The 17,834-nt window shown below is 64.5% G+C and carries 16 protein-coding genes; 10 read left to right on the plus strand and 6 right to left on the minus strand.

The genetic code is table 11. The annotated features are described in order from the left end of the window. Window positions 1–17: 17 nt before the first annotated feature. From sufD to RY1_RS02305, 3 genes are read right to left on the minus strand one after another with little or no spacing between them, the layout of a single operon-like run. Window positions 18–1,229, minus strand: a complete 1,212-nt coding sequence (sufD, locus tag RY1_RS02295) for a Fe-S cluster assembly protein SufD (RefSeq protein ID WP_072801872.1) — start codon at window positions 1,227–1,229, stop codon at window positions 18–20. Continuing rightward, the gene (gene sufB / locus RY1_RS02300; RefSeq protein WP_072801873.1) at window positions 1,230–2,675 is read right to left on the minus strand and encodes a Fe-S cluster assembly protein SufB; all 1,446 of its coding nucleotides are present in this window, start codon (window positions 2,673–2,675) and stop codon (window positions 1,230–1,232) included. It lies immediately after the preceding gene. After that, entirely contained in the window at window positions 2,672–3,520 is an 849-nt protein-coding gene (locus tag RY1_RS02305) for a helix-turn-helix transcriptional regulator (protein WP_371829431.1), read from the minus strand. Before RY1_RS02305 ends, sufB begins: the two co-directional genes overlap by 4 nt. 165 nt (window positions 3,521–3,685) lie before the next feature. Here RY1_RS02305 and mptB point away from each other — a divergent pair, with 165 nt between their 5' ends. The 4 genes from mptB to RY1_RS02325 are packed head-to-tail and all read left to right on the plus strand — an operon-like array spanning window position 3,686 to window position 8,226. Then, complete coding sequence (gene mptB / locus RY1_RS02310; RefSeq protein ID WP_371829432.1) at window positions 3,686–5,455, plus strand: polyprenol phosphomannose-dependent alpha 1,6 mannosyltransferase MptB; 1,770 nt, start codon at window positions 3,686–3,688, stop codon at window positions 5,453–5,455. 32 nt (window positions 5,456–5,487) lie between these two features. Then, entirely contained in the window at window positions 5,488–6,396 is a 909-nt protein-coding gene (locus RY1_RS02315) for an ABC transporter ATP-binding protein (protein WP_371829442.1), read from the plus strand. After that, entirely contained in the window at window positions 6,393–7,193 is an 801-nt protein-coding gene (locus tag RY1_RS02320; RefSeq protein ID WP_072801875.1) for an ABC transporter permease, read from the plus strand. Before RY1_RS02315 ends, RY1_RS02320 begins: the two co-directional genes overlap by 4 nt. Window positions 7,194–7,242: 49 nt before the next feature. Next, window positions 7,243–8,226 (plus strand): COX15/CtaA family protein, encoded by a 984-nt coding sequence (locus tag RY1_RS02325; protein ID WP_072802260.1) that lies wholly within the window; start codon window positions 7,243–7,245, stop codon window positions 8,224–8,226. Window positions 8,227–8,317: 91 nt separating this feature from the next. Here RY1_RS02325 and RY1_RS02330 read toward each other — a convergent pair whose 3' ends face one another. Further along, window positions 8,318–8,713, minus strand: a complete 396-nt coding sequence (locus tag RY1_RS02330; protein WP_072801876.1) for a hypothetical protein — start codon at window positions 8,711–8,713, stop codon at window positions 8,318–8,320. Between the two features lie 59 nt (window positions 8,714–8,772). Here RY1_RS02330 and RY1_RS02335 point away from each other — a divergent pair, with 59 nt between their 5' ends. Then, window positions 8,773–9,738: a quinone oxidoreductase family protein gene (locus RY1_RS02335; protein ID WP_072801877.1), complete on the plus strand. Its 966-nt coding sequence runs from the start codon at window positions 8,773–8,775 to the stop codon at window positions 9,736–9,738. A gap of 30 nt (window positions 9,739–9,768) precedes the next feature. Here RY1_RS02335 and RY1_RS02340 read toward each other — a convergent pair whose 3' ends face one another. Continuing rightward, the gene (locus RY1_RS02340) at window positions 9,769–10,776 is read right to left on the minus strand and encodes a heme o synthase (protein WP_072801878.1); all 1,008 of its coding nucleotides are present in this window, start codon (window positions 10,774–10,776) and stop codon (window positions 9,769–9,771) included. 347 nt (window positions 10,777–11,123) lie between these two features. Here RY1_RS02340 and tkt point away from each other — a divergent pair, with 347 nt between their 5' ends. Genes tkt through pgl form a run of 5 tightly spaced genes read left to right on the plus strand, consistent with a single transcriptional unit; the run spans window position 11,124 to window position 17,555 of the window. Beyond that, window positions 11,124–13,223, plus strand: coding sequence for a transketolase (gene tkt, locus RY1_RS02345; RefSeq protein ID WP_072801879.1), 2,100 nt, complete (start codon window positions 11,124–11,126; stop codon window positions 13,221–13,223). A 3-nt stretch (window positions 13,224–13,226) separates the two neighbouring features. Then, window positions 13,227–14,351, plus strand: coding sequence for a transaldolase (gene tal, locus RY1_RS02350; RefSeq protein WP_072801880.1), 1,125 nt, complete (start codon window positions 13,227–13,229; stop codon window positions 14,349–14,351). Window positions 14,352–14,354: 3 nt separating this feature from the next. After that, complete coding sequence (gene zwf, locus RY1_RS02355; RefSeq protein ID WP_072801881.1) at window positions 14,355–15,911, plus strand: glucose-6-phosphate dehydrogenase; 1,557 nt, start codon at window positions 14,355–14,357, stop codon at window positions 15,909–15,911. Then, a complete protein-coding gene (gene opcA / locus RY1_RS02360; RefSeq protein ID WP_371829433.1) occupies window positions 15,908–16,816 on the plus strand; it encodes a glucose-6-phosphate dehydrogenase assembly protein OpcA in 909 nt (302 codons plus the stop codon). Before zwf ends, opcA begins: the two co-directional genes overlap by 4 nt. Further along, window positions 16,809–17,555, plus strand: a complete 747-nt coding sequence (gene pgl / locus RY1_RS02365) for a 6-phosphogluconolactonase (protein WP_072801883.1) — start codon at window positions 16,809–16,811, stop codon at window positions 17,553–17,555. Before opcA ends, pgl begins: the two co-directional genes overlap by 8 nt. 35 nt (window positions 17,556–17,590) lie before the next feature. Here the strand turns inward: pgl and RY1_RS29895 are convergent, their stop codons facing one another. Then, window positions 17,591–17,755, minus strand: a complete 165-nt coding sequence (locus tag RY1_RS29895) for a hypothetical protein (RefSeq protein ID WP_156376376.1) — start codon at window positions 17,753–17,755, stop codon at window positions 17,591–17,593. Between the last annotated feature and the right edge of the window lie 79 nt (window positions 17,756–17,834).

A 17,834-nucleotide genomic window follows, 5' to 3' on the forward strand; every position in this document is an offset into this window, starting at 1 on the left:
GAAAGTTGTCGAGTGGGTCAGACGCCGGTGACGGCGAGTTCGGTCTCGATGGCGGCGTCGAGCCGCTCACGTACGGCGGGCACCGGGATGCGGTCGATGATCTCGTGGAAGAATCCGCGGACGATCAATCGTCTGGCTGCATCCTCGGAGATGCCACGAGCGCGCAGGTAGAACAGCTGCTCGTCGTCGAATCGGCCGGTGGCGCTGGCGTGCCCGGCGCCGAGAATCTCGCCGGTCTCGATCTCGAGGTTCGGCACCGAATCGGCACGTGCACCGTCGGTGAGAACCAGGTTGCGGTTGAACTCGAACGTACTGGTGTCCTCGGCCTCGGCACGGATGAGCACATCACCGATCCACACGGTGTGCGCGTCCTGCTTGCCCGGACCGGTCTCCCCCTGCAACGCGCCCTTGTACAGAACGTTCGACTTGCACTTGGGTGCCGTGTGGTCGACGAGCAGACGCTGCTCCAAGTGCTGCCCGGCGTCGGCGAAGTACAGTCCGAGAAGTTCGGCATCTCCACCCGGTGCGTCGTAGTGCACCGTGGGGCTGACGCGGACCAGGTCTCCGCCGAGGCTCACGTTGAAGTGCCTCAGCACGGCGTCGCGCCCGAGCCGAGCGTGATGCGCGGCGACGTGAACGGCGTCGGACTCCCAGTCCTGGATGAGTACGACGTTCAGCTGCGCACTGTCGCCGATCACGAATTCGATGTTCTCGGCGTAGGTACCGCTGCCGAGCTGATCGATGACGACAGTCGCTTTCGCGAACTGTTCCAGGCGAATCTGCAGGTGCCCGTACGCAATTGCGTCCACGCCCGGACCGGTGATCGTGATGTCGATCGGCTCGGCGAGCTCACGCTCGGACGGCACCGTTACGACAGTCGCTTCGGTGAACGTGGAGAACGCCTGTGCTGCAATACGATCCGCGGGCACGCCAGCAGCACCGAGACGCTTGTCGTCGCGTCCGACCTGCTCCACCGATACGCCCTCGGGCGCTGTGACGGCGATGTGAGAGCCGGACGTCGCGACGGCAGTACCGTCGTGCAGCCCCTTGAGCCGGCGGATGGGGGTGAAACGCCACAGCTCGTCGCGTCCCGAGGGCACCTCGAATGCGTTCACGTCGTACGACGTGAACTGAGCACCCTTGTTGGCGACAAGCTTGGACTTGTCTTCTTTCGCGCCTGGGTTCTCGGACGCGACTGCACCCTGAACGCCTGTTACGGGGTTGGTCACTTAACCGACCGATCCTTCCATCTGAAGCTCGATGAGCCGGTTCAGCTCGAGCGCGTATTCCATGGGGAGCTCACGAGCGATCGGCTCGACGAACCCGCGGACGACCATAGCCATGGCCTCGTCCTCGGTCAGTCCGCGACTCATCAGGTAGAAGAGCTGATCGTCGCTGACCTTCGAGACTGTCGCTTCGTGTCCCATCGAGACGTCGTCCTCGCGGATGTCGACGTACGGGTAGGTGTCCGAGCGCGAGATGTTGTCCACCAGAAGTGCATCGCACTTCACGGTGGACCGGGAGCCGTACGCGCCCTTGTTGATCTGGATCAGTCCTCGGTAGGACGTACGACCGCCACCACGTGCGACGGACTTGCTGACGATGTTCGACGACGTGTGCGGCGCGAGGTGCAGCATCTTCGAGCCGGTGTCCTGGTGCTGGTCCGGTCCGGCGAACGCGACGGACAAGACCTCGCCCTTGGCGTATTCGCCCGTCATCCACACGGCCGGGTACTTCATGGTGACCTTGGAGCCGATGTTGCCGTCGACCCACTCCATCGTCGCGCCCGCTTCTGCCTTGGCGCGCTTGGTGACGAGGTTGTAGACGTTGTTCGACCAGTTCTGGATGGTCGTGTAACGGCAACGCCCACCCTTCTTGACGATGATCTCCACGACGGCCGAGTGCAGGGAGTCGGACTTGTAGATCGGCGCGGTGCAGCCCTCGACGTAGTGCACGTAGGCGCCCTCGTCGACGATGATCAGGGTGCGCTCGAACTGACCCATGTTCTCGGTGTTGATGCGGAAGTACGCCTGCAGCGGGATGTCGACGTGGACGCCCGGCGGGATGTAGATGAACGAGCCACCCGACCACACAGCGGTGTTCAACGCGGAGAACTTGTTGTCACCTGCCGGGATGACAGTGCCGAAGTACTCGCGGAACAACTCCGGCTGCTCTTTGAGAGCCGTGTCGGTATCGAGGAAGAGGACGCCCTGCGCCTCGAGATCCTCACGAATCGAGTGATAGACGACCTCGGACTCGTACTGTGCTGCCACGCCGGAGACCAGACGCTGCTTCTCCGCCTCGGGGATGCCGAGCTTGTCGTAGGTGTTCTTGATATCTGCGGGCAGGTCGTCCCACGTCGCCGCCTGCTTCTCGCTGGAGCGGACGAAGTACTTGATGTTGTCGAAGTCGATGCCGTCCAGATCCGAGCCCCAGTTGGGCATCGGCTTCCGATCGAACGTCTTCAAAGCCTTCAGTCGCGCTTCGAGCATCCACTCCGGTTCGCTCTTCTTGGCCGAGATGTCGCGGACGACGGCCTCGGACAGACCACGCTTGGCGCTGGCACCGGCAACATCGGAATCGGCCCAGCCGAAACCGTAATTACCGAGCGAAGCGATGGTCTCGTCCTGAGTCATCGGCACCGCGGGTGTCACCTGATCTGGTGTGACGGTCATGCGAGCTCCTTCCGGAGGCTTGTACGTTCTCCGGCACTGGGCTGTGCGCCGGAAGATCTGGAGGGGGTGGAGCGGACTTTCGGAATGTTCAGTGGAACGTGGGTGGTGCAGGCGCAGTCACCGTTGGCGATGGTGGCCAGGCGCTGCACATGGGTTCCGAGAAGCTCGGAAAAAGCACGACGTTCGGCGTCGCACAGTTCCGGGAACTCGGATGCGACGTGCGATACGGGGCAGTGATGCTGGCAGATCTGCACTCCGTTGCCCACTTGACGGGTCGATGCCGCGAATCCAGCTGCGGTGAACGCGTCGGCGATGCGATCGGCGGCTTCCTCGACATCGGAGGCGCGGGTACCCGTCGCCGGTTCGACGTCGGCGACTATCGCATCCACTCGCTGCCGGGCGAAGGTCTCGATTGCCGCGTCCCCGCCGATTTTCCTGAGCTGGCGCATCGCTGCACCCGCGAGATCGTCGTAGGTATGACCCAACCGATTCCTGCCGACCGCGGTCAACTGGAAGTGCTTCGCGGGCCTGCCGCGGCCACGCCCGCGTACTGCAGCAGACGACGCAACGCGGGCCTCACCGGTATCGATGAGCGCTTCGAGGTGCCGACGAACTCCAGCAGCACTCAATCCGAGGCGGGTGCCGATATCGGAAGCCGTGATCGGCCCTTCTTCGAGCAGTAGAGTGACGACCGCACTGCGCGTCTGGCCTTCGTGTCCGATCACAGCCGGCGCGGAGTTAGCGGAGACGGCATTTCCAGAGGTCACCACACCCGGAACCGGTGCGGATGCGGCGACGCGCTGGCCGCGCCCCGTCTCGCGCGCGGACCTGTCGGATGTTTTCACAACACCAGTGTGACGGAATTGTTCGAACCGGTCCACCAAGGGTGCCCTTCTTCACCCGACGCGCAGACCTGGGAATATTCGCCACCGAGTCGCTGTTGCAGCGGTCCACGGCGCTGAGGAGGCGTGGTCGTCCACGCGATGGCGTGTCGCGGTTACGCTGCCAACGTGCCACAGACCGCAGACGAACAGAGCGCCGAAGAAGCCTCGGCCGGTCCGTCCACGCCGCCGCCGTCGTCCACCGATCCCGGTGACCCCCGCATCCGACGCTTCCGCCGGACAGCCGTGCACAGGCTGCGCTGGGTGGTCGGGCTCGACGCGGACAGCCCCTCGTCGAGCGTTGCTGCACTGCACGGTGACGAACCCGAGGCGCCAGGCCTGAACAAGGCCGAGACCGGACAACTCAGGAGCATCAGAAGATTCGGTGCGGCTGGGGCCATCCTCATGGCGGTCGGTGCACTCGGGGCGGGCGCCCAACCGGTTCTGCAGAACCCGGTGGCCGGCGTCCGCATACTGAGCCTTCCGTCGAGAATGGCAAGTTCGGCGCTGACCATCACGATGACCGGAACGGTCATGGTCGTTCTGGCCTGGCTTCTACTCGGCCGATTCGCCGTCGGCCGGGTACGCGGCGGCACTGCCCCCCGCCGCCTGACCCGGTCTCAACTCGATCGAACGTTGCTTCTGTGGATTCTTCCGTTGTGTGTCGCGCCGCCGATGTTCAGCAAGGACGTCTATTCCTATCTGGCGCAGAGCGAGATCACCGCACGGGGCCTCGACCCGTACGAGATCGGACCGGCGGGGGCGCTCGGGGTCGACAACGTGCTGACGCGGACCGTCCCCAACATCTGGCGAGACACTCCGGCCCCGTACGGTCCGCTGTTTCTCTGGATGGGCCGCGGGATCACCTGGCTGACCGGTGAGAACATCGTCGCGGGCATTTTTCTGCACCGCCTGCTCGCACTCGGCGGTGTGGCCCTGATCGTCTGGGCTCTACCTCGACTGGCACGTCGATGCGGTGTGGCCTCGGTCAGCGCACTGTGGCTCGGCGCTGCGAATCCGCTCCTGCTGTTCCATCTCGTCGCGGGAATCCACAACGAGGCACTGATGATCGGGCTCATGCTCGCCGGTACCGAATTGGCACTGCGCGCAATCGAATCCGCGTCACCGATCCGAACGACGTCCGCGATGCTTCTGGTCTCGGGAGCAGCACTGATCGCCCTCTCCTCGACGGTCAAGATCCCGTCCCTGCTTGCTCTCGGATTCGTCGGCATGGCACTCGCGCGACGATGGGGCGGGACCGTGCGCGCTGTGCTGATGGCGGCCGCCGTACTCGGACTGGTGACGATCGTCATTCACGTCGGGGTCAGTTGGTGCAGCGGGCTCGGCTTCGGCTGGGTGCACACCCTCGGTACCGCCAGCGTGGTGCGCAGCTGGATGTCCATTCCCACGATCCTGGGTGTCGGGACTGGATTCGTCGGCGTTCTGTTGGGGCTCGGCGACCACACCACCGCCGTGTTGAGTCTCACACGACCGATCGCGGCAGCGGTCGCGGGATTCATTGCTCTCCGAATGCTCGTCGCGGTGCTCAAGGGGCGTTTGCACCCCGTCGGCGCACTCGGAGTCTCGCTCGGCGCCCTCGTGCTGCTGTTCCCCGTCGTGCAGCCCTGGTACCTGCTGTGGGCCGTGACCCCGCTGGCTGCCTGGGCGACCCGGCCGTCGTTCCGGGTACCCGCGATCGTCTTCTCGTCCATCGTCAGCGTGATTCTGATGCCCAACGGCAGCGAATATCTGCCGTTCCAGATAGTTCAGGCCGCCGTGATGACCATCGCGACCATCGGAATTCTGTACCTGCTGACGCGTTCACGCCTGCCGTGGCGGGCGAAGATCGGACCACCGGTCAAGGACCCCGCCGCCGGGGAATACGCTGGTTCCTCGTGATCGTTCCCGCGTCGAACTCGACGCAACCCGCCGTGCAGCTCGCCGACGTACGAAAGGCGTACAGCGGCGTGGCGGCCGTCGACGGCATCGACATCACGGTCGAGCGTGGTCAGGTACTGGCGCTCCTGGGACCCAACGGTGCAGGGAAGACCACGACCGTCGAAATGTGCGAGGGATTCGTGACCCCGGACTCCGGGACCGTCAGAGTGCTCGGACTCGATCCGATCCGTCAGTCCGCCCAGCTGCGGCCACGTATCGGCGTGATGCTGCAGGGCGGCGGCGCGTATCCGGGATCCAAAGCCGGCGAGATGCTGCGATTGGTCGCTTCCTATTCCGCCAACCCACTCGATCCCGACTGGCTGCTCGACTGTCTTGGCCTCGAACGAGCCGTCAAGACTCCGTATCGACGTTTGTCCGGCGGACAGCAACAACGACTTGCGCTGGCCTGCGCCATCGTCGGACGACCCGAGCTGGTGTTCCTCGACGAGCCGACGGCCGGCCTCGACGCTCAAGCTCGGTTGCTCGTCTGGGAGCTGGTGGAGGCACTTCGCCGTGACGGCGTCGGGGTGCTGCTCACCACCCATCTGATGGACGAAGCAGAACAGTTGGCAGACGAGCTGGTCATCATCGACCACGGGCAGATCGTCGCCTCGGGTACCGCATCCGAACTCACCAAGCAGGGAGCCGACGGTCGACTTCGGTTCACCGCGCCCCCCGGTCTCGAGCTCTCACTGCTCGATGCGGCACTGCCGAGCGGATACAGCCCGGTCGAGGAGCTGCCCGGTTCCTACGTGATCGAGGGTGTCATCGACCCGCAGATCCTCGTCACCGTCACCTCGTGGTGCGCGGGGCAGAACGTGCTGGCGACCGAACTGCAGGTCGATCAGCGCCGCCTCGAAGACGTCTTTCTCGAACTGACCGGTAGGGAGCTCAGACGATGACAGTGCGGCGGGACACCCGCGGGTCCGACAACCGATTCGAGCCGGGTCTGTTCACTCCGGATCCGTCGCCGAGCTCGCCCGCAGCGATGGTGATGTCGCAGTCGATGCTCGAACTCACACTGCTGCTGCGCAACGGCGAACAATTGCTGCTCACGATGTTCATTCCGATCACGCTGCTCGTCGGGCTCACACTGCTACCCCTCGGCACCATGGGTGACGACCCGGTGAATCAGGTAGTTCCCGCGGTCATGATGGTCGCCGTCATGTCGACCGCTTTCACGGGACAAGCGATCGCCGTCGGCTTCGATCGGCGCTACGGCGCATTGAAGCGACTCGGTGCTACACCGCTGCCCAAGTGGGGCATCATCGCGGGCAAGTCCATCGCAGTGATGATGGTCGTGATCCTGCAGTCGGTCGTACTCGGATCGATCGGCATCGTTCTCGGATGGCGACCGGACGCTACCGGCCTGCTCGCAGGAGCCCTGGTGATCGCACTCGGAACGGTGACGTTCGCCACGATGGGGCTTCTCCTCGGCGGAACCCTCCGAGCCGAGATCGTCCTGGCACTCGCCAACATCCTGTGGTTCGTGATGCTGGGCATCGGATCGCTGGTCGTCCTGTCCGACGACCTTCCTACGGCGCTGCACACGATCGCTCGGCTCGTCCCGTCCGGAGCGCTCGCCGAAGCACTCGGTCAAGCCGTCGTCGGCTCGTGGGACTGGTTCGGCGTCGCCGTACTGGCCGGCTGGGCCGTGGTGTGCGGGTGGATCGCAGTCCGCACGTTCAAATTCGTGTGACCGCGGGGTCAACGACACTGTGTAGTTGACCGGCGATTACCATCACCTCGTGCTGTATCGAGCGTTTCTGAGCGTCGTCGACCGGTTGCCCCTTCCTTCGCTTCGAGTGCAGAAGGTCCTGGCGTTCCTCGTGATCCTGACCCAGGGAGGGATCGCCGTCACCGGGGCCGTCGTGCGGGTCACCGCATCCGGACTCGGATGCCCGACGTGGCCTCAGTGTTTCCCCGGCAGCTTCACACCGGTGGGAGTATCCGAGGTTCCCGTTCTGCACCAGGCGGTGGAGTTCGGTAACCGAATGCTGACCTTCGTGGTCGTCCTTTTCGCAGCGGCGATCGTCCTGGCCGTCACGCGTGCCCGACGCGATCGCCGGGTGATCCGATACGCGTGGCTGATGCCCCTCGGAACCGTGGTGCAGGCTGTGATCGGCGGCTTCACCGTGTTGACCGGTCTTCTGTGGTGGACCGTCGCGATCCACCTCGTCGCGTCGATGCTGATGGTCTGGCTTGCGACGTTGCTCTACTTCCAGGTCGCCGCTCCTGATTCACCCACACCTGATTCGCCTGCACCCTCGGTTCCCACGGTGCCGGAGCCGTTGCGCATGCTCATCGGACTGTCCGGGGTCGCGCTCGGAGCCGTGCTGATCGCAGGCACCATGGTGACCGGCGCCGGACCGCACGCGGGCGACAAGAGCATCGAGGAGCCAGTCCCACGGCTCGGCATCGAGATCGTCACACTCGTCCATCTGCACTCGCAACTGTTGGTGGGGTACCTCGCGCTACTCGTAGGCCTTGGCTTCGCGTTGTATGCGGTGAAAGCGCCGGACTTGATCAAGACGAGGTGCAAGGTCCTGATCGCAGTCGTGGTGGCGCAGGGTGCGGTCGGAATCGTCCAGTACTTCACCGATGTTCCGGCCGCCCTCGTCGCAGTTCACGTGGCAGGAGCAGGCGCCTGCACGGCGGCCACAGCAGCTGTGTGGGCCGCATGCCGTTCACGCGAGAACGCGGACCGAGCGGTCTCCCCCATCGGAGCGTGAGGAGAGGTAGCCGGTCTCCCCCTCAGACGACCGACTACCTCTCCACTTGTTTCGACGCGCCCAGTGCGCAAACGGTTCCCTCGGTTCGAAATTATTTTTCGGCAGCCGCGTTGCGGGCCTTCGGGAACCGCGTCTGACGCGCTACCCATCCCGCCATCTTGCGGTAGTGGCCCGGGGCAGGATTGACCGAACTGATCAGCTCTCGATCCCATTCCGACTCGGTCAGATTTCCGACCTCCTCGACGAGTGCACGGGCGATGTCGTTGTTCGCGACGACCTGGTCTCCCAGAACACCGTCGGCGCCGACGAGCGTCACCCGCGTGCCCACTCGGCCGATCGGTTGGAGTACCACGTTGCCCGAACCGCCGTGCTCACCGACGAACGAGCGAACCGCGGACAAGGCGCGTGCCGGCACCTCGATCTTCGGTGTCGTCGCAGAATCGACGGCGGCGGCCGGTGATGTCGAATTCTCTGAATCGGTAGCCATTGCTCGACGATACCGCCCGGTAACCCGGCTGCCGAATGCGAGCCGTGTAGAAACGAGCCATGCGCGCAATCGAAGTACGTGAGAACGGACGCCCCGAGGTTCTGTACTCGATCGAGGCTCCGGACCCGATCGCCGGTGCGGGTGAACTTCTCGTTCGCACCGAGGCGATCGGCATCAATTTCATCGATACGTACTTCAGAAGTGGCCTCTACGGCCGTTCGCTTCCCTACGTGCCCGGCGACGAGGGCTCCGGAGTAGTCGAAGCTATCGGACCGTCGGTCACCGGCTTCGTCGTCGGACAGCGAGTCGCATGGGCGAGTGCGCCGGGCAGCTACGCCGAGAAGGTGGTCGTTCCTGCAGCTGTGGCCGTGGCCGTGCCGGACGGAGTTCCGGCAGAACAGGCAGCATCCGCCCTGCTTCAGGGCATGACAGCGCACTATCTTCTCGAGTCCACCTATCCGGCGAAATCGGGCGAGACGGTGCTCGTGCACGCGGGCGCAGGTGGGGTTGGATTGCTGCTCACTCAGCTGGCCGTGGCCAAGGGAGTCAGGGTGATCACCACGGTGTCCTCGGACGCCAAGGAAGAGCTCTCTCGTGCCGCCGGAGCGTCCGATGTGTTGCGCTACGACGACGATGTCCCGGCGCGCGTGCGCGCGTCGACCGAGGGAGAAGGCGTGCACGCCGTGTACGACGGGGTGGGAGCCGCAACCTTCGACGCGAGCCTGGCGTCCCTTCGCATTCGCGGGACACTCGCATTGTTCGGCGCAGCCAGCGGACCTGTGCCCCCGGTCGACCCGCAACGGCTCAACGCGGCGGGGTCGCTCTTTCTGACGCGCCCCACACTGGTGCACCACGTTCGTGATCGCGCCGAGCTCGAGTGGCGCGCGGGAGACATTTTCGCAGCCGTCTCGGCTGGAACTCTCGACATCGCAATCGGGGCCCGATATCCACTTGCCGACGCCGCGGCCGCACACTCGGACCTCGAGGGCCGCCGGACGACGGGATCGATCGTGCTTGTTCCCTGAGTCAGGCCACCTGCTGCACTCGCGGATCGATCAGGACAGCAGCTGCGCGAGTGTGTCCCATCCGACGACCGAGTCGACGGCCAGGCCGCAGAACACGAGCGCCAGGTACTCGTTGGACAGGATGAACAGCTTCAACGGCTTCACCGGTGTTCCGGCTCGCACTCCCGCATACAGACGGTGCGCGACCACCAGGAACCAGATTCCGGACGCCAGCGCGATCACGGCATAGATCACTCCGGATCCCGGAGCCAGTGCCAACGTCGCCGCGACCGTCGCCCACGCGTAGACGACGATGTGTTTGGTGACCTTCGTCTCCGAGGCGACTGCGGGGAGCATCGGTACGTGGGCAGCCTGATAGTCCTCCTTGTAGCGGAGCATCAGTGCCCAGGTGTGCGGCGGGGTCCACAGGAAGATCACCAGGAACATCACGACGGCTTGCCAACCGATGGTCCCGGTGACCGCGGACCAACCGATCATCACCGGCATGCATCCGGCAGCTCCACCCCAGACGACGTTCTGCGATGTTCGCCGCTTGAGCACCAGGGTGTAGACGAAGATGTAGAAGCAGATCGTCACGACCGCGAGAATGCCGCTGAGCAGATTGGTCGTGAACCACAGCCAGAAGAACGAGATGATTCCGAGTGTCACGCCGAACACGAATGCGTGGGACACCGGCATGGCGCCGCGAGCGAGTGGTCGTTTTGCGGTCCTGGCCATGATCTTGTCGATGTCGGCGTCGGCGACCATGTTGAGACAGTTTGCACTGGCCGCGGCGAGCATGCCACCGAACAGAGTCGTCAGAATCAGACCCGGCTGAACGTGGCCGCGGTCGGCCAACAGCATCGCAGGGATAGTCGTGACCAGAAGAAGTTCGATGACACGCGGTTTTGTGAGCGCAATGTAGGCCAACACCAGCGCGAATGCGCGGCCCACCGCCGACTTCTCCGCTGCCGTCGAGCCCTCGTCCGTCCGGTGGTCATCGGGGTGGCTTGGGCCGCCTGCGAATCCGTGGCCGCCCGGCTGCTGCCCAATTCGCACTACGTCTCCTTGCACGGGCTCGAACACACATGAAATGACACCCCTGGGAGCAGGCGCGCCGACTGCATGTACGCATCGAGCACCGAAGATTTCGATGTGGATGCGTACTACTACAAGCGATGGTAGACGTCCGTGATCCGGTCTCCAATTCCCAGGGCACCCAAAGTGAGCAACTTGTCGTGTACCGGTAACTCCCCAGCAACCCGCCGTACTCGGAGAGGGCGCCCAATTGGGGGAAGGCACGACAGTAGGCTCGTGCAGAACTAGGCTGGTGGCCGACGTGATTCGATCCACGGCGGTCGTGCACGCCTAGCCACACTCGTACCAATGTCAGGAGATCTCTGCTCGTGTCGATCACAGACGATATTGACGTCCTCACCACAGCGCACCACCCAAGCGACTGGACGGACCTGGACACCAGGGCGGTAGACACCGTCAGAGTCCTCGCAGCGGACGCGGTTCAGAAGGTCGGCAACGGTCACCCCGGCACGGCGATGAGCCTGGCACCGCTTGCCTACACGCTGTTTCAGCGCACGATGCGACACGACCCGACCGACACGCACTGGATCGGCCGTGACCGGTTCGTGCTCTCGTGTGGGCACTCGAGCCTCACCCTGTACCTGCAGTTGTACTTGGGCGGATTCGGCTTGGAACTGATCGACATCGAATCGCTGCGCACCTACAAGTCCAAGACTCCAGGCCACCCGGAATTCCGCCACACCGACGGCGTCGAGATCACCACGGGTCCGCTGGGTCAGGGACTGGCGTCCGCGGTGGGCATGTCCATGGCCTCGCGTCGCGAGCGGGGACTGTTCGATCCCGAGCCCGCGCTCGGCGAAAGCCCGTTCGACCACTTCATCTACGTCATCGCCTCCGACGGCGACATCGAAGAGGGAATCACGTCCGAGGCGTCGTCGCTCGCCGGGACGCAGCAGCTCGGCAACCTGATTCTCTTCTACGACGACAACAAGATCTCGATCGAGCACGCCACCGACATCGCGCTGTCGGAGAACACCGCCGCTCGCTACGAGGCCTACGGCTGGCACGTACAGGTCGTCGAGGGCGGCGAGAACGTCACCGCGATCGAAGAGGCCATCGAGGCTGCAAAGGCAGTCACCGACAAGCCCTCGATCATCGTCCTGCGCACCATCATCGGCTTTCCCGCCCCGACGATGATGAACACCGGCGCCGTCCACGGTGCCGCGCTCGGCGACGAAGAGATCGCCAAGGTCAAGCAGGCTCTCGACTTCGATCCCGAGAAGAAGTTCGAGGTCACCGACGAGGTGATCTCGCACACCCGCAAGCTGCAGGAACGCGGCCGACAGGCGCATGCCGAGTGGACGACGCAGTTCGACGCGTGGGCTGCCCGCGAGCCCGAGCGCAAGCAGCTTCTCGACCGCCTCACCGCCGGTGACCTCCCCGAAGGCTGGACCGACGTTCTGCCGACGTGGGAGCCAGGAAGCAAGGCCATCGCGACGCGCGCCGCGTCGGGTGACGTGCTGTCCGCAGTGGGCCCGGTACTCCCCGAGCTCTGGGGTGGGTCCGCAGACCTCGCAGGCAGCAACAACACCACGATCAAGGGCGCCAAGTCCTTCGGCCCGACGTCCATCTCCACCGACGATTGGGACGCCGAGCCGTACGGCCGCACTCTGCACTTCGGTATTCGTGAGCACGCGATGGGAGCAATCCTGTCCGGCATCGTCATGCACGGACCCACGCGTGCATACGGTGGCACGTTCATGCAGTTCAGCGACTACATGCGTCCCGCGGTGCGTCTTGCGTCGTTGATGGACATCGATCCCATCTACGTCTGGACCCACGACTCCATCGGTCTCGGCGAGGACGGCCCGACGCACCAGCCGGTCGAGCACCTCGCTGCTCTGCGCGCGATCCCGAACCTGTCGGTGGTGCGTCCCGGTGACGCCAACGAGACGGCGTTCGCATGGCAGGCAGTTCTGGCCAGGTCGAGCAGCAGCGGCCCCGTCGGTTTGGCGTTGACGAGGCAGGGCATCCCGATCCTCGAGGGGACGAGCTACGAGGGTGTGTCGAAGGGCGGCTACATCCTCGTCGAGTCCTCCAAGGCGGCTCCCGACGTCGTCCTCATCGGCACCGGTTCGGAGCTGCAGTACGCCGTCGAGGCGCAGAAGCAGCTGGAAGCACAGGGAATCGCGGCACGGGTCGTGTCGATGCCGTGTGTCGAGTGGTTCTACAGCCAGGACCAGAACTACCGCGACCAGGTCATTCCGCCGACCGTCAAGGCTCGTGTCTCGATCGAAGCGGGCATTGCGATGCCGTGGTATCGGATCGTCGGAGGCTTCGGCGAGATCATCTCGCTCGAGCACTACGGCGAGTCGGCAGATGCGAAGACACTGTTCCGCGAGTTCGGTTTCACGGCCGAGGCCGTCACCGCAGCCGCTCAGCGCTCGATCACCAACGTGAAGGGATAACCCATGACCCAGAACAAGAACCTCGTAGATCTGTCCGCAGCAGGCGTATCCGTCTGGCTCGACGATCTCTCGCGTGACCGGATCACCTCCGGCAATCTTCAGGAACTGATCGACAGCAAGAGCGTCGTCGGTGTCACGACCAATCCGTCGATCTTCCAGGCGGCACTGAGCAAGGGCAACGCCTACGACGCTCAGGTCACCGAACTCGCCGAGCGCGGAGCCGACGTCGACGCGACGATCCGGACCGTCACCACCGACGACGTCCGCAACGCCTGCGACATCTTCGCGCCCATCTTCGAGTCGTCGGCCGGTGTCGACGGTCGTGTGTCCATCGAGGTCGATCCCCGCCTCGCGCACGACACCGAGAAGACCATCGCCCAGGCCGTCGAGCTGTGGAAGATCGTCGATCGGCCGAACGTGCTGATCAAGATTCCGGCCACCGAGGCCGGTATTCCCGCCATCGCGAAGGTGATCGGCGAAGGCATCTCGGTGAACGTCACGCTGATCTTCTCCGTCGAGCGTTACGAACTGGTCATCGGTGCGTACCTCGAGGGTCTCGAAGCCGCACGTGCGGCCGGCCACGATCTGTCGAAGATCCACTCGGTCGCGTCGTTCTTCGTCTCTCGCGTCGACACCGAGATCGACGCGCGGCTCGACAAGATCGGCACGCCCGACGCCGAGGCGCTCAAGGGCAAGGCCGCACTCGCCAACGCGCGCCTGGCCTACGTTGCCTACCAGCAGACGTTCGAGGTCGGACCTCGTTTCCACGAGCTGGTCGGATCCGGCGCTCGGCCGCAGCGCCCGCTCTGGGCGTCCACCGGCGTCAAGAACCCCGCGTACCCGGACACGCTCTACGTCACCGATCTCGTCTCCCCCAACACCGTCAACACGATGCCGGAGAAGACGCTCGACGCTGTGGCCGATCACGGCGTGGTCACCGGTGACACGATTTCGGGTAAGGGACCGGAATCACAGGCAGTTTTCGACGCGCTCTCGGCCATCGGTATCGACATCACCGACGTTTTCCTGACCCTGGAGAACGAGGGCGTCGAGAAGTTCGAGGCGTCTTGGACCGAACTGCTGGAGGCCACCGGCGAGCAGCTTCGTCAAGCCGGCCAGAAGAGCTGAGACGTGACCACCGCAGAGACCGACAAGAAGGACTCCGCGGAGTGGCACAACCCGCTCCGCGATGCCCGTGACAAACGTCTTCCGCGGATCGCAGGGCCCTGCAGCCTCGTGATCTTCGGCGTCACCGGCGATCTCGCCCGTAAGAAGCTCATGCCTGCGGTGTACGACCTGGCGAACCGGGGGCTTCTGCCTCCCGGTTTCGCCCTGGTCGGCTTCGCGCGGCGTGACTGGGCCGACGAGGACTTCGCGAAGATCGTGCACGACGCAGTACGCGATCACGCTCGGACACCGTTCAGCGAAGAAGTGTGGAACACACTCGCCGAAGGATTCCGGTTCGTTCAGGGATCGTTCGACGACGACGCGGCGTTCGACGAGCTCTCGCGCACTCTCGCCGAGTTGGACACGACCAGAGGAACGGGTGGAAACCACGCGTTCTATCTGTCGATTCCGCCCGGTGCGTTTCCGGTGGTGCTCGAACAGCTCTCACGCTCCGGACTCGCACAGAGCGAGGACGAGAAGTGGCGACGCGTCGTCATCGAGAAGCCGTTCGGACACGATCTCGACAGCGCCAAGGAACTCAATGCCGTCGTGAACCGAGTGTTCCCCGAGGACACCGTGTTCCGGATCGATCACTACCTGGGCAAGGAGACGGTGCAGAACATCCTTGCGCTGCGCTTCGCCAATCAGTTGTTCGATCCAATCTGGAACGCCCACTACGTCGACCACGTTCAGATCACCATGGCCGAGGACATCGGATTGGGCGGTCGTGCAGGGTATTACGACGGCATCGGCGCAGCACGGGACGTCATCCAGAACCACCTTCTGCAGCTGCTCGCGATCACCGCGATGGAGGAACCGGTCAGTTTCAGCCCCTCGGAGCTGCAGTCGGAAAAGATCAAGGTGCTCTCCGCAACCAAATTGGCCGAACCACTCGATCAGACATCGGCACGAGGACAGTACGCCGCAGGTTGGCAGGGCAGCCAGAAGGTCAAGGGCCTCAAGCAGGAAGAAGGATTCGACGCCGAATCCAACACCGAGACCTACGCGGCCATCACCCTCGAGGTCGATACACGTCGATGGGGCGGAGTGCCGTTCTATCTCCGCACCGGCAAGGCGCTCGGGCGACGCGTCACCGAGATCGCGATGGTTTTCAAGCGGGCGCCACACCTTCCGTTCGACGCGACGATGACGGAGGAACTCGGGCAGAACGCACTCGTCATTCGGGTGCAGCCCGACGAGGGCGTCACCATGCGATTCGGCTCGAAGGTGCCCGGATCGAGCATGCAGGTGCGCGATGTCAGCATGGACTTCAGCTATGGGCAGGCTTTCACCGAGTCGTCCCCCGAAGCGTACGAGCGTCTGATCCTGGACGTTCTGCTCGGTGAACCGTCCTTGTTCCCCGTCAACGCCGAGGTCGAGCTGTCCTGGAAGATCCTCGATCCCATCCTCGAGTTCTGGGCGTCCGGCGGTGTGGCCGAGCCGTACGAAGCCGGAACGTGGGGGCCGACTTCGGGAGACGAAATGATGCACCGCACCGGACGAGAATGGAGAAGGCCGTGATTGTCGACATTCCCGCCACGACGACGGCAGAGGTCGGCAAGCAGCTCGTCGAGCTTCGCGAGTCCGGTGGAGCCGTCACCATCGGTCGTGTCCTCACGCTCATCGTCGCCAGTCGCGACAACGACAAAGCCGAGCGTGCCATCGAGGCCGCGAACGATGCGAGCCGCGAGCATCCATGTCGTGTCATCGTGCTGACGCACGGTGATCGTGCCGCCGCATCGAGCCTCGACGCGCAGATCAGGGTCGGCGGCGACGCGGGCGCGTCCGAGGTGGTCGTGCTGAGGCTCAACGGTGAACTGGCGGAACACGAACACAGCGTCGTGATCCCTTTTCTGCTCCCCGACACACCGATCGTGGCATGGTGGCCGGACGAGGCACCCGCTGTCCCCGCCAAGGATCCCTTGGGGCGCTTGGCAATTCGCCGCATCACCGATGCCACCAATGCGCCCGATACGACCGCTGCGATCAAGAGCCGGGCCAGCAGCTACACCCAGGGCGACACGGACCTGTCGTGGAGTCGGGTCACCTACTGGCGCGGACTTCTGGCCACGGCACTCGATCAAGCGCCGCACGAGAAGGTCGTCTCGGCGACGGTCTCGGGCCTCGCCGAAGAGCCTGCACTCGACATCCTGGCCGGCTGGTTGGCAGCGAAACTCGATATCCCCGTTCATCGTCGTAGCGGGGAACTCAGTGTGGAGTTGCAACGGGAGACCTCGAGCATCTCGATAACCCGGCCGCAGACCGGTAAGACGGCAACACTGCGTCGGACGGGACAACCCGATGCGGAGGTCGCATTGGCACGCCGCGGAACTCGGGAATGTCTGGCCGAGGAACTCCGCAGACTCGACACCGACGAGATCTACGAACTGGCGCTGAACGGATTGTCGAAGGTGACCTATGAGTGAGACATCGGTACTTCGGTTCCTCGATACCGAGGCCCTCGTCGACGCGGCGCGGTCACGATTCGTCGATGTCGTGACCACAGCTCAGGCCGCACGCGGCTCGGCGTCGGTGGTCCTCACCGGAGGTGGAACCGGAATCGCGTTGCTCGAAGCGCTGCGCAAGGATTCCGGAGCCATCGACTGGGCCCAGGTGGACGTGTATTTCGGCGACGAGCGGTTCCTACCCGCAGGTGATCCGGAACGCAACGAGGTACAGGCTTCGGAAGCGCTGCTGAATCACGTTCCGGTACACCCGGATCGCGTGTTCCGCATGGCCGCGTCGGACGGGCCGTACGGAAGCGACCCCGAGGTGGCGGCGGCGAACTACGCCCAGATCCTCGGTTCGCATTCGGACGGTGCCCAGACACCGGCATTCGACGTGCATCTGCTCGGCATGGGAGGTGAGGGGCATATCAACTCGTTGTTCCCGCACACCGATGCCGTCCGCGAGAAGCATCACCCTGTCGTCGCGGTCGAGAACTCCCCCAAGCCTCCGCCGGTTCGAATCACGTTGACGCTGCCCGCAGTTCAGCGTGCCAAGCACGTGTGGCTCCTGGTGGCCGGAGCGGCGAAGGCAGAAGCCGTCGCCGCTGCGGTCGGCGGCGCGGACCCCGACGATGTGCCCTCGGCAGGCGCCCACGGTTCCGAATCGACCGTCTGGTTCGTCGATGCAGGCGCGGCATCGGAGCTCGACAACACCTGATTTCCGAGGCCACCGATGGCGTCGAGCTCGTGTGTTCACACGGGTTCGACGCCATCGGTGTCCATGGGGATGGTCGCTTCGGCATCTCTGTCGTCCGGTTGGACGGTCGCGCGTGCCCGGCCACCGAGCACGCGCCTCCCGTGCGCCCTGTACGCCGTCCCGTCTCGCCACGCGCGCGCGTCGCTAGTGCACTGAGCCATCGCTGCCCCCCCGTTCTCGTGTGGTTCCCCTTACCACCTCTGACGCGCCGGCGCGGCTGACGGTTCCATGCGTACGGCG

The sequence above is a fragment of the Rhodococcus yunnanensis NBRC 103083 genome, assembly GCF_001895005.1.
Classification (GTDB): Bacteria; Actinomycetota; Actinomycetes; order Mycobacteriales; family Mycobacteriaceae; genus Rhodococcoides; species Rhodococcoides yunnanense.